10 protein-coding genes are annotated in these 16234 nt (G+C 31.1%); 6 read left to right on the forward strand and 4 right to left on the reverse strand.

The features are described 5' to 3' along the window. Nucleotides 1-16: 16 nt before the first annotated feature. The 3 genes from fusA to rpsL are packed head-to-tail and all read right to left on the reverse strand — an operon-like array spanning nucleotide 17 to nucleotide 3029. Complete coding sequence (gene fusA / locus I1A51_RS01515; RefSeq protein ID WP_196890611.1) at nucleotides 17-2140, reverse strand: elongation factor G; 2124 nt, start codon at nucleotides 2138-2140, stop codon at nucleotides 17-19. An 11-nt stretch (nucleotides 2141-2151) separates the two neighbouring features. Continuing rightward, nucleotides 2152-2628, reverse strand: coding sequence for a 30S ribosomal protein S7 (rpsG, locus tag I1A51_RS01520; protein WP_196890612.1), 477 nt, complete (start codon nucleotides 2626-2628; stop codon nucleotides 2152-2154). Nucleotides 2629-2654: 26 nt separating this feature from the next. Continuing rightward, on the reverse strand, nucleotides 2655-3029 hold the full coding sequence (gene rpsL / locus I1A51_RS01525; protein WP_196885245.1) for a 30S ribosomal protein S12: 375 nt from the start codon (nucleotides 3027-3029) through the stop codon (nucleotides 2655-2657). 159 nt (nucleotides 3030-3188) lie between these two features. On the opposite strand from rpsL, the gene I1A51_RS01530 reads away from it, so the two are divergent. The 3 genes from I1A51_RS01530 to I1A51_RS01540 all read left to right on the forward strand — a co-directional run bounded on the left by I1A51_RS01530 (nucleotide 3189) and on the right by I1A51_RS01540 (nucleotide 9704). After that, a complete protein-coding gene (locus I1A51_RS01530) occupies nucleotides 3189-4883 on the forward strand; it encodes a POTRA domain-containing protein (RefSeq protein WP_196890613.1) in 1695 nt (564 codons plus the stop codon). Between the two features lie 139 nt (nucleotides 4884-5022). Continuing rightward, complete coding sequence (locus I1A51_RS01535) at nucleotides 5023-8229, forward strand: SusC/RagA family TonB-linked outer membrane protein (RefSeq protein WP_196890614.1); 3207 nt, start codon at nucleotides 5023-5025, stop codon at nucleotides 8227-8229. Between the two features lie 11 nt (nucleotides 8230-8240). Next, nucleotides 8241-9704: a SusD/RagB family nutrient-binding outer membrane lipoprotein gene (locus tag I1A51_RS01540; protein ID WP_196890615.1), complete on the forward strand. Its 1464-nt coding sequence runs from the start codon at nucleotides 8241-8243 to the stop codon at nucleotides 9702-9704. Nucleotides 9705-9813: 109 nt separating this feature from the next. Here the strand turns inward: I1A51_RS01540 and I1A51_RS01545 are convergent, their stop codons facing one another. Then, a complete protein-coding gene (locus I1A51_RS01545) occupies nucleotides 9814-11490 on the reverse strand; it encodes a formate--tetrahydrofolate ligase (RefSeq protein ID WP_196890616.1) in 1677 nt (558 codons plus the stop codon). 409 nt (nucleotides 11491-11899) lie between these two features. On the opposite strand from I1A51_RS01545, the gene I1A51_RS01550 reads away from it, so the two are divergent. From I1A51_RS01550 to secDF, 3 genes are all read left to right on the forward strand, one after another. Then, complete coding sequence (locus tag I1A51_RS01550; protein ID WP_196890617.1) at nucleotides 11900-12301, forward strand: hypothetical protein; 402 nt, start codon at nucleotides 11900-11902, stop codon at nucleotides 12299-12301. Nucleotides 12302-12335: 34 nt separating this feature from the next. Continuing rightward, nucleotides 12336-12761: a hypothetical protein gene (locus I1A51_RS01555; protein WP_196890618.1), complete on the forward strand. Its 426-nt coding sequence runs from the start codon at nucleotides 12336-12338 to the stop codon at nucleotides 12759-12761. Nucleotides 12762-13231: 470 nt separating this feature from the next. Next, a complete protein-coding gene (secDF, locus tag I1A51_RS01560) occupies nucleotides 13232-16225 on the forward strand; it encodes a protein translocase subunit SecDF (RefSeq protein ID WP_196890619.1) in 2994 nt (997 codons plus the stop codon). Nucleotides 16226-16234 lie beyond the last annotated feature (9 nt).

Genomic DNA, 16234 nt, shown 5'->3' on the forward strand with positions numbered 1-16234 from the left:
TTTCTAACTTTAGCTATTAACCTTTCGCTTTCTCAATTACTTCCTCTTGGATGTTAGAAGGAGTTTGTGCATAGTGAGAGAATACCATTGATGATGTTGCTCTACCTGATGTTAATGTTCTTAATGTAGTTACATATCCAAACATTTCAGATAATGGAACTTCAGCTCTAACAACTTTTGCTCCAGACTTATCATCCATACTATTCACTTGTCCTCTACGACGGTTTAAGTCTCCTACTACATCTCCCATGTTCTCTTCTGGAGTAACAACTTCTAAACTCATGATTGGCTCTAAGATCACGGCACCTGCAGCTTTTGCTCCAGACTTATATCCTAACTTAGCAGCTAATTCGAAAGAAAGTTGATCTGAATCCACAGGGTGGAAAGATCCATCCTTAAGAGTAACTTTCATAGAATCCATTACGAATCCAGCTAAAGGTCCATTTTGCATTGCCTCTTTGAATCCTTTTTCTACTGAAGGAATAAATTCTTTAGGAATACGTCCACCTTTAATCTCATCAACAAACTGTAAACCTGGTCCTTTGAAATCTTCATCAGCTCTACCCATTTCGAATACGATATCTCCAAACTTACCACGTCCTCCAGATTGCTTCTTATAAGTCTCTCTAAGTTCTGTAGTATTCATGAATGCCTCTTTGTACTCTACTTGTGGCTCACCTTGAGTTACTTCAACTTTAAACTCACGTTTTAAACGGTCAACAATGATATCTAAGTGAAGCTCTCCCATTCCTGAAATTACTGTTTGACCTGAAGCCTCATCAGTTTTTACTTGGAATGTTGGATCTTCTTCTGCTAATTTTGCTAAAGCTAAACCTAATTTTTCAACATCAGCTTTAGTTTTAGGCTCAACAGCGATACCAATTACAGGATCAGGGAAATCCATACTTTCTAATACAATAGGAGCTTCTTGAGCACACAATGTATCTCCAGTTTTGATATCCTTAAATCCTACAGCAGCTCCAATATCTCCAGCTTCGATAGAATCAATAGCGTTTTGTTTATTTGAGTGCATTTGGTAGATACGTGAGATACGCTCTTTTTTACCAGAACGAGAATTCCATACGTAAGATCCTGCATCTAATTTTCCAGAATAAGCACGGAAGAAAGCTAAACGTCCTACGAAAGGATCTGTAGCAATCTTAAACGCTAATGCTGAGAAAGGATCATTTACATCTGGTTTACGAGAAGTTTCCTCTTCAGTCTTAGGGTTAGTTCCTACGATATCATCTTTATCTAATGGAGAAGGTAAATATCTACAAACTGCATCTAATAAGAATTGAACTCCTTTGTTTTTGAATGCAGATCCACAGATCATTGGGATGATAGCCATATCCATTACAGCAGCTCTTAAAGCAGCATGTACTTCATCTTCTGTAATAGAGTTTTCATCTTCCATGAATTTCTCTAAAAGGTTGTCATCATAAGCAGCAACCTCCTCGATTAATAAAGCTCTGTACTCAGCAGCTTCTTCTTTTAAATCTTCTGGAATTTCAACTACATCAAAAGTAGATCCTTTAGATTCCTCATGCCAGATAATAGCTCTATTTTTAACTAAATCAATGATTCCTTTAAAATCAGCCTCATCTCCAATTGGTAAAACGATTGGCACAGCATTAGAACCTAACATTTCTTTAACTTGTTTACACACGTTTAAGAAGTTTGATCCTTGACGGTCCATTTTGTTTACGAATCCCATTCTTGGAACTTTGTAGTTATCAGCTAATCTCCAGTTAGTTTCAGATTGAGGCTCAACACCATCAACTGCACTAAATAAGAATACTAATCCATCAAGAACTCTTAAAGAACGGTTTACCTCTACTGTAAAGTCAACGTGACCTGGAGTATCAATAATGTTAAAGTGATATCCTTTTGCATCTGAAGTTGGTTTTCCGTTTTCAGTTGGGAAATTCCAAGTACAAGTAGTTGCAGCAGATGTAATAGTAATCCCTCTTTCCTGCTCTTGCTCCATCCAGTCCATTGTAGCAGCACCATCATGTACTTCTCCAATTTTATGAGAAACTCCAGTATAATAAAGGATACGCTCCGTTGTAGTAGTCTTACCGGCATCAATATGCGCAGCAATACCAATGTTTCTTGTGTATTTTAAATCTCTTGCCATGGTTAATTATATTAGAATCTAAAGTGTGAGAAAGCTTTATTAGCGTCCGCCATTTTGTGAACATCAACTCTTTTCTTAACAGCAGCACCTTCTTCTTTAGCAGCAGCTAAAATCTCTGCAGCTAATCTCTGAGCCATTGATTTTTCATTACGCTTTCTAGCGAAAAGAATTAACCATTTAATAGCCATAGATACTTTTCTATCTGGTCTAATTTGCATTGGAATTTGGAATGTAGCTCCTCCAACACGACGGCTACGTACTTCTACGTGTGGCATCACGTTAGATAATGCATCTTTCCAAATCTCTAAAGCAGATTTTTCTTCATCTTGTTTCTTTGCTTCTACGATATCTAATGCATCGTAAAATACTTTAAAAGCTACAGATTTCTTTCCGTCCCACATTAACATGTTTACGAATCTAGTTACTAACTGATCGTTAAACCTTGGATCTGGTAAAAGAACTCTTTTTTTCGCTCTTCTTTTTCTCATCGTTGTTTCTTTAAAAAATTAAAAATTTACTTCTTAGGACGTTTTGTACCATATTTAGATCGACGTTGAGTTCTTCCTTCAACACCAGCAGTATCTAAAGCACCACGAACGATGTGGTATCTTACCCCTGGTAAATCTTTAACTCTTCCTCCCCTAACTAATACTATCGAGTGCTCTTGTAAATTGTGTCCTTCTCCTGGGATGTAAGCATTTACCTCGTTACCGTTTGTTAAACGAACTCTGGCAACTTTTCTCATTGCAGAGTTTGGTTTCTTAGGTGTCGTAGTGTAAACACGTGTACATACTCCTCTTCTTTGAGGACATGAATTTAAAGCAGCCGATTTACTCTTCTTAGTTATTGTGGTTCTTCCCTTGCGTACTAATTGTTGAATAGTTGGCATACTAAATTTATATTAATTACGTTTTTATTTTATTAACTCTCTGTTTTTTAGAGTGTGCAAATGTATGAATTTTTTCTCGTTAATCAAACCTCATACAATTTATTTTTCATTTCTTAACATTTAATTGTTACTTTCGCCAAAATTTCAACATTTTCACTAGTGAAGAATCTTAATATCAAACCCTTATATCTACTTTTTTTTAGTATACTATTTCTTTTTAATGCAAAAATCTATAGCCAGAATATTATTCTAAAAGCCATAGATTCAGAGAATAATGCTGTTGAAAAAAATAAGGATTTTACTTACAAAAATAATTTTAAAAATGTTGATTCTTTAAATTTAGAAATTGAAAAAATTCAAAAAAAATTACAATTAGAAGGTTTTTACAATTCTTACTTAAAAAATAAAATTTCTAAAAAAGATACAATAACAGCTATTTTTGATTTAGGCAAAAAAATTGATAAACTTATATTAAGGTATAAAGAAGAACAAATTACAGATTTAAATTTTAGTTCAAATGTCAAAATTGAAAACAATACAATTATTGCTTCTCCAAAATACATCGAACAAATTTTAAACACAATTGTTTCTTATTTTGAAAATCAAGGAAACTCTTTTTCAAATGTATATTTATATAATTTAAATCAAAAAGATGGAAATCTCTATGCTAATTTGCAAGTAGAAAAATCAAATCAGCGGCATATTGATTCTATTATTATTGAAGGTTATAAATCTTTCCCTAAATCATTCATTAAACATAAGTTGCAATTAAAAAAAGGAAGTGTATTTACAAAAGATAAATTAAAAACAGCTTCTACAGTTTTAAAATCAATTCCATTTGTAGAAGAAATTAAATCTCCACAAATTTTATTTACAAAAGATACAACAGCAATTTATCTTTATTTAAAAAAGAGAAACCGAAATATTTTTGATGGATTAATTGGGTTTAACTCCAATGAAGATGATGGAAAGTTGAGATTAAATGGTCATTTACGATTAGAATTATTTAATATGTTTAATAATGGTGAAGAAATAAAGATTTTTTGGGAGAGTTTTCCTGAAGAAAAAACGATGTTAAATGTTGGAGGTAAAATACCTTATATTTTTAATTCTCCTGTTTCTCCAAGTGTCAATCTAGAAATTTTTAAACAAGATTCTACTTTCGTCTCAACGAAATTTAATTTTGAATTAAGTTATAGTATAAATCACAAAAATGAATTGAGTGGTTTTTACAATTCTGAAAGCTCTTCAAATCTTTTAAATAATTCGCTTTCAAATCTAACAGTCGAAGATTTTACAAATAATTTTTATGGAATTCGATATAATTATATAGAATATAATGATTCCTATTTACAACCAAGAAAATTTTATTTAGAACTAAAACCATCTATTGGAACACGAAAAGCAGAAGAAACAATTGCACAACAAAAAATTTCTGGATCCGCTTCTTATCTCTGGCTATTAAATAGAAAAAACTATTTATATATACGAAATATTTCGGCTCATTTAAACTCTTCAAATTATATATTTAATGAATTATTTCGAATTGGTGGTGCAAACTCTATTAGAGGATTCAATGAGAGTAGTATTTTCGTTTCTACTTATAGTTTGTTTAATATAGAATATCGCTACCTTTTGTCTGATTTATCTTACCTTTATAGTATCACCGATTTTGCATATACAAATAATGAAATTGATAACGTTTCAGATAATGCGTATGGACTAGGAATTGGGTATGTTTACTTTAAAAATAATAGTAAAATTAACATCAGTTACGCCGTTGGAAGCTTTGGAAATGAGAATTTTGACTTCAATAATTCGAAATTTCACATAAAATTCACCTATTTTTTCTAGTTCAAACTTCTTCTTAACCCTTATAAACACTAAAGAAATTAAGGATTGTAATTTATTTTTATAGTTTTTGATAAATACTATTGCTTTTTTAACAAATTTTTAGGAATTTTAAGTGTATTTAATCAAATAATTATACATAATGAAATCATTAATTAGTAAAGGCTTGACACTTTTATTAGTGTTTGTAGTGCAGGTCAGTATTGCACAAACAAAAACAATTACTGGTACTGTTAGTGACGAAACTGGGCCAGTCCCTGGTGTAAACATCGTCGTTAAAGGTACTGCGACTGGAACTGATACGGATTTTGAAGGAAACTTCTCTATTGAAGCTTCGTCAGATGACATATTAGTTTTTAGTTTTGTAGGATATAAAACTGTAGAAGAATTGGTAGGAGACAGAACTGTAATCTATCTTACTTTAACAGAAGACACGGAAGCACTTGATGAAGTGGTTGTAACCGCTCTTGGAGTTTCGAGAGATAAAAAATCTCTTGGATACGCAACACAAGAAGTAAAAGGAGACGATGTTAACACAATTAAAAGTGGAAACATTACAAATGCGCTTTCTGGAAAAGTTTCAGGGGTTCAAATTAAAACAAATAATAATATTGGTGGATCTACAAACGTAATTATTCGTGGTAATTCTTCTTTAGGATTTGATAACCAAGCATTATTTGTTGTTGATGGTGTACCAATTGATAATTCAACAACGAATGCTGGAGGTCAATCTACAGCTCGTGGAGGATATGACTTTGGTAACGTTGCATCGGATATCAACCCAGAAGATATTGCATCTGTGAACGTACTTAAAGGAGCAGCAGCATCTGCATTATATGGATCAAGAGCTGCAAACGGGGTAATCATCATTACTACAAAAAAAGGAAGAAAAGGAAGAGGAATTGGAGTAACAATCAATTCTGGAATTTCTACTGGAAGCATTGACAAAAGTACTTTCCCTAAATATCAAAAACAATATGGAGCTGGATATGGACCATATTATAGTGGACCAGGAAACTTCTGGTTTGAAGAAGATATTACTGGTGACGGTGTTTTAGATCAAATTGTTCCTGTTAGTGAAGATGCTTCTTATGGAGCACCATTTGATCCAAATTTAGAAGTTTACCACTGGAATTCTTTAGATTCTGAATTACCAACTTATTTACAAAAAAGTCCATGGGTTTATCCAGAAAATGATCCTTTAGAATTCTTTGAAACTCCAGTAACTTATACAAATAGTGTTAGTTTAGATGGAGGAAGTGAAAACGGATCTTTCAGATTAGGATATACTAAATTCAATCAAGAAGGAATTTTACCAAACAGTATCTTAAATAAAGATATCATTACTTTTGCAGGAATTAACAACTTTACAGATAAATTCAAAGTTTCTGTAAATGCTAGTTATAGTAGAATTAAAGCAAGAGGTAGAAACTCTACTGGATATAGTGACAATATCATGTCTATGTTTAGACAATGGTGGCAAACAAACGTTGATGTTAAACAACAAAAAGACGCATATTTCTTAACTAATAGAAACGTAACTTGGAATTATGCTTATCCAACTGATTTACGTCCAATCTACTGGGATAACCCATACTGGCAAAGATATGAAAACTACGAAACGGATTCAAGAAACCGTTTATTTGGAAACACTGCTTTAACTTATCAAATCAATGATTGGTTAGAAGTTTTCGCAAGAGCTTCTGTGGATACTTATGATGAAATTCAAGAAGAAAGAGTTGCAATTGGAAGTCAAAGAGTTTCTGAATATAGCAGATTCAACAGAACTTTTTCTGAATATAACTATGACTTAATGTTCAACTTCGATTACAACATTAATGAAAAACTTAATGTAAAAGGTATTGTTGGGGGGAACATCAGAAGACAAAGTATCAGAAGTATTTTTGCACAAACTAATGGTGGACTTGTTATTCCTAAATTCTATAGTTTAACAAACTCTAAGAATAACATTTTAGATCCAACAGAAACAGATATTAGAGAAGAAATTGGTGGTGTTTACGCTAGTGTATCTTTCGGATATAACAACTTAATTTATTTAGATGCTACATTCCGTAGAGATCAATCTTCAACAATTTTAATTGATGATGGAGCATTTAACTACCCTTCTATCGCTTCAAGTTTTGTTTTCTCAAACTTAATTGAATCTAGCTGGTTATCTTTCGGTAAAGTAAGATTAAACTATGCAGAAGTAGGAAATGATGCACCTGTAAATTCATTATATGATATCTATATCAAATCACCAACATTTAACGGACAATCTCTTTGGTCAGCTTCTGGAATTAAAAGAAATCCAGACTTAAAACCAGAAAGATCTTCAAGTTGGGAGGCTGGTTTAAATATGGACTTTATTGGTAAAAGAATTGGATTTGATTTATCTCTTTACGATACAAGAACAAAAAATCAAATTGTTAATCTTCCATTATCAAGAGCTACTGGATATGCTAGTCAATTTATCAATGCTGGAGAAGTACAAAATAAAGGTATTGAGTTAAATTTATATGCTACACCAATTCAAACGGATGACTTTAGATGGAACATCAACATTAACTGGGCGAAAAATGAGAACGAAGTTAAAGAGTTAGATGGAGAAATTTCTAACTATCAATTAGGTTCTTTCCAAGGAGGAGTTACAATTAATGCAACTGTTGGACAACCTTATGGAACAATTCAAGGAACAGATTATGTTTACCATGAAAATGGAGAGAAAGTAGTAAATGAAAGTACAGGATATTATGAAGAAAGTAGTACTTCTGATAACATCATCGGTAATATTACTCCAGACTGGAATGCAGGTATTACAAATACAGTATCATACAAAGATTTCTCTTTAAGTTTCTTAATTGACATCCAACAAGGTGGAGATATTTTCTCATTAGACCAATATTATGGTAGAGCTACTGGATTATACGAAGAAACAGCATTCATCAATGACTTAGGAAATCCTGTTCGTAATTCATTAGATGATGGTGGAGGATTTATCAATCCTGGTGTATATGCTGATGGAACTCCTAATACAACAAGAGCAAGTGCTGAAACATTTGGAGCTTGGGGTTATAGAAGATTACCAAATAAAGCATTCATTTATGATGCATCATATGTTAAATTAAGAGAAGTTTCTCTATCATATAATTTTAAAGACTTAATCAAAGATAAATTTATTAAAGATTTAGTTTTCACATTAACTGGTTCAAACTTATGGATTATCAGCAAAAATTTACCACATGCTGATCCTGAGGCTGGTTTAAGTGCTGGTAACTTACAAGGATATCAGAGTGGACCACTACCAACTACGAGAACTTATGGATTTAATGTTAAATTAAGTTTCTAAAAAAGCAAATTATGAAAAGACTATATATATTATTATTATTAATGGCGGCAACTGTTGGTTGTACCAAAGACTTACAGGATCTTAATGTCGACCAAAAAAACCCTCAAATAGTTCCGGGGGAGACATTATTTACGGAAGCTGAAAAGAATCTTGTTGATCACTTAACTTCATCTAATGTAAATATTAACGTTTTAAGATTATTTTCTCAATATTGGACACAAACAACTTATATTGATGAATCTAACTATAATATTGTTACTAGAACAATTCCTGCAAATGTTTACAGTCAACTTTATTTAGGAGTTTTAAAAGATTTAGATGAATCTAAAAGGCTTATTATGGAGCAAGCAATTGACGTTAATAATCCTGATGCAGAGCAAGAAAGAATCAATAAATTAGCAATTATTGAAGTTTTAAATGTTTATACTTATCAAGTATTAGTGGATATTTTTGGAAATATTCCTTATTCTCAAGCTCTAAATATTGATAATCCACTTCCTGCTTATGATGATGGATTAACTATTTATAAAGATTTATTAACTAGAATCAATGCAGCAATTAATGACTTTGATACTTCAGTAACAAGTTTTGGTGATGCAGATATTGTTTATAATGGAAATACTAATGGATGGTATAAATTTGCTAATTCTCTTAAAATTAGATTAGCAATGAGATTAGCTGATGTTAGTTCTGAAACAGCTGCAATTACAACTGCAATCAATGAAGCAGCTCCAAATGCTTTTGAATCAAATGCAGATAATGCAACTTTCCAATATTTAATTTCTCCACCTAATACAAATCCTGTTTGGGTTGATTTAGTGCAATCTGGAAGAAATGACTTCGTTCCTGCAAATACTATTACGGATATCATGAACGATTTAGAAGATCCAAGAAGAATGCATTATTTTGATGGAAATATCATGGAAAATGGAATGGTAGTTTATAAAGGAGGTATTTACGGAGCAAGTAATACTTATAATAACTTCACACACGTTTCTGAACAAGTTGTAGCTCCAGATGCAAAAGGAGTTTTAATGACATTCTCTGATGTTGCATTTTTCTTAGCGGAAGCTGCTGAAAGAGGATTTTATGGTTCTACATCAGATGCAAAAATATATTATGATTTAGGAGTAACAGAGTCTATTTTATATTGGGGAGGAACATTGACAGATGCTGTTGATTATCTTGCTAATCCTGATGTAAATTATGATACTGCTGCTGGTACTTACAAAGAAAAAATTGGAGTACAAAAATGGTTAGCTCTTTATAACAGAGGTTTTGAAGGGTGGACTGAGTACAGAAGATTAGATTATCCAATGTTACAAGCACCTTCAGGAGCTGAAGTTGATATTGTACCTACTAGATATACGTATCCAATTAACGAACAAACATTGAATCCTCAAAGTTACCAACAAGCAGCTAGTGCTATTGGAGGTGACTTGCTTACTACAAAGCTTTTCTGGGATAAAAATTAATATAAGCAAGATTAAGTACTAAAAAAAGCCGAGCAAATGCTCGGCTTTTTCATTTCTTATAAATGAATAAATTACCTATGATAATTCATTTTAAATATATTTTAATTCTCTAAGAAAGTCCTGAAATAACACCGTTGTTATCAATATCCATTCCTTCAGAAGCAGGCACACCTGGTAATCCTGGCATACGCATCATTTTTCCTAAAATTGGAATTACGAAACGAGCCCCAGCTGCGATTTCAATTTCACGAACTGTTACTCTAAATCCAGTTGGTCTTCCAATTAATTTATCATTATCAGAGAAAGATTTCTGAGTTTTCGCCATACATACAGCAAAATCATTAAATCCTAATCTATCAATTCTTTTTAAGTTTAAAATAGCTTTTGGTTCAAAATCTACACCTTCTGCTCCATAAATTTCACGGGCAATTGTTTCGATTTTTTCTTTTATTGAACTATTCCAGTTATATAAAGGTTTGAATTCAGAAGCTTTATTTTCTACAACATTTACAACAGCTTTTGCTAATTCTTGAGTTCCTTCTCCTCCTTTTGCCCATCCTTCAGATACAACAGCTTGTACTCCTAAAGATGCACATTTCTCGATGATGAAGTTCACTTCTTCTTCTGAATCAGAAATGAAAGAATTTAATGCAACAACTGGTTCAATATTAAACTTACGAATATTTTCGATATGTTTTTCTAAGTTTTTGAATCCTTCAGTTACTCTTTCTAAAGATGGTGTGTTATATTCATCTTTTGTTGCTCCTCCATGGTGACGTAAAGCACGGATTGTCGCAACTAACACAACAGCTTTCGGATTTAATCCAGCAGCTTGACATTTAATATCTAAGAATTTCTCTGCTCCTAAATCAGCTCCAAATCCTGCTTCAGTTACAACATAATCAGAAAGAGAAAGTCCCATTTTCGTAGCGATAATTGTATTTGTTCCTTGTGCAATATTCGCAAAAGGTCCACCATGAATAATTGCAGGGTTCTTTTCTAAAGTTTGAACTAAGTTTGGTTTAATAGCATCTTTTAATAAAATTGCCATTGCATTTTCAGCATTTAAATCACGAGCGAAAATTGGTTTTTTATCAAATGTAAATCCAACAAAAATATCTCCTAAACGTTTCTTTAAATCTTCAAAATCTGTAGCCATACAAAGAATTGCCATTACTTCTGAAGCTGGAGTAATATTAAATCCATCTTCTCTCGGAATTCCATTTGCAGTTCCACCTAAACCGATTGTAATTTGACGTAAAGCACGATCATTCATATCGATTACACGTTTCCAAAGAATAGTTCTTGGATCAATATTTAAATTGTTTACTTTACTTTGAATATTGTTATCAATTAAAGCAGCCAGTAAATTATTTGCTTTTTCAACAGCATTGAAATCTCCAGTAAAATGTAAGTTGATATCTTCCATTGGAACTACTTGAGAATGTCCACCTCCGGCAGCACCACCTTTAATACCAAAAACAGGACCTAAAGAAGGCTCACGAAGTACTACTGTAGCTTGTTTTCCAACTTTATTTAAACCTTCAGTTAATCCGATAGAAACAGTAGTTTTCCCCTCTCCTGCTGGAGTTGGTGTTAAAGCTGTTACTAAAATTAAGTTGTTGTTTTTGATTTTTTCTTCATCGATTAAATCTAAAGGAAGTTTTGCTTTGTACTTTCCGTACATTTCTAAATTATCTTCTTCAATATTTAATTTTTCGGCTATATTCTTAATATGCGACAACTCTGTTTGTTGTGCAATTTCAATATCTGTTAAAAATTCCATTCTCTATAAAATTTAGAATCGCAATTTAGTAAATAGAAATTTAGCAAAAAAGACATTTATCATTGTTCGATTAAATTTTGAGTATCCTTTATGATTTAGTCTAACTTTACTTAAACTTTATTTTCTTCACATTTTTAAAATTAAATTAAAAATCATTTTATCTTTTTATTGTAAATAGTAGAAATTCTATTATTTTACATATTTATAAAGCTAAATATTCATTTTTTAAAGAAATAAATAAGCTAAATTTCAATATTTTAATTTTCCGTATTGTTTTTTTGTTAAAAAATTATATTTTCGTATTGAAAAAGTTTAAAATCATGAAAGTAAACCAATTAATAACAAAAAATGGAGCATTTATAGGATATGATATTCTATGAATCTCTTTTAATTAAAAATAAGGAACGATATGAGTAGTACATTGGTAATTATTTTTCTATCCATAGGTTTTTTATCTCCATTATTTCTAAAGTTGCTAAAATTTTCTAGAGAACGAAATACAGTTCATGCTACAGGCAAAATTACAATAAACATCATCAATAAAGATAAAAGTAATCATCCTGAAATTTTAGAGATTAAATCTAAAATGAACGAAATTGAAAATCACAAGCAACAACTTTTAGAAGCTGATGAAAAGGATAAAATCGTAAAAAAATTAGAAGATTTAGAACAAGCAAACAAAGCATTAATTAAAAAATATGAAAAGCTTTCTAAATCTTTAAACAAGACTAAACAAATAGAATTTAATAACAATCCGACAGAAAAAGACATCAATAAATTGATTGGATATGCTACGAATAACGTCACCTGATGCAATATTCGTTTAACCATAAAATCATTTAAAAATGATGGATGAAAAAATTATTTCGAAAAAGAGTAACATTGATGGAACGATTGCAGGAGGAAGTGGAGGAGCATTGTTAATTGTGCTTTCGGAAAACCTGACAAGTCATCCATTAATTTCAAACTTACTTTTATACTTATCTCCATCTATAGCAATTGGAGCAAGTTTATTTTGGAAATATGCTAAAGTCCAAATTGAAATAAGCTTTAAAGAGTATAAATTCAGAAGATACGTCAAAAAATGTCAATATTTCTTGACGGAATCTTTAAAAGACCCAAACTTATCAGGGAAAAGAAAAAAAGAACTGAAAGAAAAATACGATATTCTTAATGAATTGATTTCCAAAGCACACTTCAACAGAATCAATTCGGTAGAATTACATAAAGAAGATTATGTAGAATTACTTGATTCTATAAAAATTAAATAAAAACTCTCAATACTTCGTTTTGTATTTGAGAGTTTTTTTATGTTATTAATTCAAATCCAACCAATTTTTCTCTGTTTTTAATCTCATTTTTTTAATATAACTTTCATTTTATTTTTAAAAATAAAATTATCTCAACTTATCTATTTAAAGGTAATTTTTTGAGTTACTTCTCTCCTATTTTTTTTTGTTTTAGATATCTTTTGGAAGTAAATTTCTAATTCACTAAAAATCTTTCTTTTTCTCTGTATAAATAAGTGTTTCATTATTTTAACAAAATCATAAAAAAGATGAAATAATTTAAGCCCAATTAAATAATTCAACGGAATTATTAAAAAAAATGGTTGATTTCTCAATAATTTTCAGAAAATGAAAGGAGTAAGATTAAGATTAAAAAAAATTGGCTTTTCCTTTTTGAAATTATATATTTGCACGTTTAGAACATTTAAGTAGATTTAAATTAAAATAAAAGGATGCAAAACAAAGGACTTATTAAGGTATTTGCTATTCTCTTCGGAATAGTAAGTTTATACCAGTTATCTTTTACATTTTTTACGAATAGAATAGAAGATCAAGCAAAGGCTTATGCAAAGGAGCATGCTCAGGAAAATGATGCTAGAAGTTTAGATAACTTTGAAAGAATTTATTTAGATTCTGTTGCCAACAAGCCTGCAATTGATTTAGGATTTACTTCTTTTACGTATAATGATATAAAAGATAAATCTATTAATTTAGGATTAGATTTAAAAGGAGGAATCAATGCTATTCTACAAGTGTCTGTAAAAGATATTTTGATAGGATTATCAAATGATTCGAAAAATCCAGCTTTCTTAGAAGCTTTAGCAAAAGCAGATCAAGCACAAAAATCAAGTGATAACACTTATTTAAACTTGTTCTTTGAAGCTTTCGAAGAAACTAGTAAAGGTTCTGTAAAGTTAAGTGATCCTTCTATTTTCGGTAACAAACAATTAAGAGAAAGAATTAACTTTAAATTATCAAACTCTGAAGTTAAGCCTATTATTGAAGGAGAAGTTTCTGCTTCTATTAGTACAGCTTTCCAAGTATTAAGATCAAGAATTGATAAATTTGGAGTTACACAACCAGATATTCAAAGAATCGGAAAATCAGGTAGAATTCAAATCGAATTACCTGGAGCTAAAGATATCGATCGTGTAAAAAAATTATTACAAAGTACAGCAGAATTACAATTCTGGGAAGTATATACAAATGCAGATGTTTCTCAATTCTTTATTGCTGCTAACGGTAAAGTAGCTGAAATTATTAAAGCTAAAGAAGCAAAAGGAACAGAAACTTCAGAAGAAGTTGCTAAAGATTCTACAGCAACTGGAGATGAAATCGATAATTTATTAGGAGAAGTTACAGATTCTTTAGCTGCTAATAAAAACAAAGATTTATTCTCTTATTTATTACCAAACATCCCTCAATCTGCAAATCAACTTAGTTCTTTAGTTGGATATGCAAAAGTATCTGATACTGCAAAAGTAAACGAATATCTTTCTAACAGACAAGTAAGAGCTTTACTTCCAACAGATATGAAGTATGCGAAGTTCTTATGGGATGCTAAGCCAAATAAAAATTCAGATTTAATTTCTTTATATGCTATTAAATCAAATAGAAATGATGTTGCTCCTATTGAAGGAGATGTAATTGATGATGCTTCTCAGCAGTTTGACCAATTTGGTGTGAATGCTGAAGTAAGTATGACAATGAACTCTAAAGGAACTAAAGAGTGGGCAAAATTAACAGGTGCAAACGTAGGTAAATTCGTTGCAGTTGTTCTTGATGATTATGTTTACACTGCTCCAAGAGTAAATGATGCAATTACTGGAGGAAGAACTTCTATTACAGGAAACTTCTCAGTTGAAGAAGCAAAAGATTTAGCAAACGTATTAAAAGCTGGTAAATTACCTGCTGCTGCACATATTATTCAATCAGAAGTTGTTGGACCATCTTTAGGTCAAAAAGCAATTGATGCTTCTGTAAACTCATTCTTATTAGCTTTAGCTTTAGTTTTAGTTTGGATGGTTGTATACTACGGAAAAGCGGGAGTTTATGCTGATATCGCATTAGCAGTAAACATCTTATTTATCTTTGGTGTATTAACAGCATTTGGAGCTGTATTAACTTTACCTGGAATTGCGGGTATTATCTTAACAATTGGTATGTCCGTGGATGCGAACGTACTGATATTCGAAAGAATTAAAGAAGAATTAAACGGAGGTAAAACTTTTAATGATGCTGTAAAAGATGGATTTAACGGAGCTTTATCTTCAATCTTAGATGCAAACATAACAACAATCTTAACTGGTATCATTTTATATTCTTTTGGAACTGGACCAGTAAAAGGATTCGCTTACACATTAATCGTTGGTATTTTAACTTCATTATTTACTGCAATCTTCATCACAAGATTATTAGTTGATGGAAATGTTGTGAAGAATAAACCATTAGAATTCGTAACTAGCTTAACTAAAGGATGGTTCCGTAATATCGATATCAACTTCTTAAAGAAACGTAAAGTTGCTTATGCAATTTCTTCAATTATTATTATTGCTGGTATCGTTTCTTTATTTACACAAGGATTAAAATATGGAGTTGACTTTGATGGAGGTCGTTCTTATACTGTGAAATTTGCACAAACATTAAGTGCAACTGAAGTATCTGAAGCTTTACAAGATGAATTTAATGCTGCTCCAGAAGTTAAAACTTATGGTACTCCAGATCAATTAAAAATTACAACAAACTATTTAATTGATGAAAATGGACCAGAAGTAGATGATAAAGTACAACACTTATTATTCGAAGGGTTAAAACCTTACTTACCAGAAGGAACAACTTTTGATCAATTCAAAGGTGGATATGATGGACAAACAATCGGAATTATGAGTTCTATTAAAGTAGAACCATCAATTGCTGATGATATTAAAACTGCTGCAAAATGGGCTATTTTAGGATCTATCATCGTAATGTTCTTATATATCTTAATTCGATTCAAGAAAGTATCATTCTCAATTGGAGCTATCGTTTCAGTTGTTCATGATGTTCTTATCGTTCTTTCTGTATTCTCTTTATTATATAGATTCTTACCTTTCGATTTGGAAATTGACGAATCATTCATCGCAGCTGTACTAACAGTAGTAGGATATTCAATCAATGATACCGTGGTAATTTTCGATAGAATTAGAGAATTCTCAAAATTAGATAACAAATGGTCATTTAATACAACTGTAAACAAAGCATTAAGTAGTACATTAGGAAGAACAATTAATACTTCTATTACTACATTAATCGTATTACTAGCTATCTTCTTATTTGGAGGAGATTCTATTAAAGGATTTATGTTTGCTTTAATTATCGGGGTATTAACTGGTACTTATTCTTCTTTATTTGTTGCAACGCCAGTAATGTTCGATTCAACTAAAAATAAAGGAACTGAAGAAAAATAAATTCAAATA

This window comes from Aureivirga marina, assembly GCF_015767265.1.
Lineage (GTDB): Bacteria > Bacteroidota > Bacteroidia > Flavobacteriales > Flavobacteriaceae > Aureivirga > Aureivirga marina.

Coding starts and splice junctions, on each gene's coding strand:
- fusA (WP_196890611.1), bottom strand. CDS start 2,140: ATGGCAAGAGATTTAAAATACACAAGAAACATTGGTATTGCTGCGCAT.
- rpsG (WP_196890612.1), bottom strand. CDS start 2,628: ATGAGAAAAAGAAGAGCGAAAAAAAGAGTTCTTTTACCAGATCCAAGG.
- rpsL (WP_196885245.1), bottom strand. CDS start 3,029: ATGCCAACTATTCAACAATTAGTACGCAAGGGAAGAACCACAATAACT.
- I1A51_RS01535 (WP_196890614.1), top strand. CDS start 5,023: ATGAAATCATTAATTAGTAAAGGCTTGACACTTTTATTAGTGTTTGTA.
- I1A51_RS01540 (WP_196890615.1), top strand. CDS start 8,241: ATGAAAAGACTATATATATTATTATTATTAATGGCGGCAACTGTTGGT.
- I1A51_RS01545 (WP_196890616.1), bottom strand. CDS start 11,490: ATGGAATTTTTAACAGATATTGAAATTGCACAACAAACAGAGTTGTCG.
- I1A51_RS01550 (WP_196890617.1), top strand. CDS start 11,900: ATGAGTAGTACATTGGTAATTATTTTTCTATCCATAGGTTTTTTATCT.
- I1A51_RS01555 (WP_196890618.1), top strand. CDS start 12,336: ATGATGGATGAAAAAATTATTTCGAAAAAGAGTAACATTGATGGAACG.
- secDF (WP_196890619.1), top strand. CDS start 13,232: ATGCAAAACAAAGGACTTATTAAGGTATTTGCTATTCTCTTCGGAATA.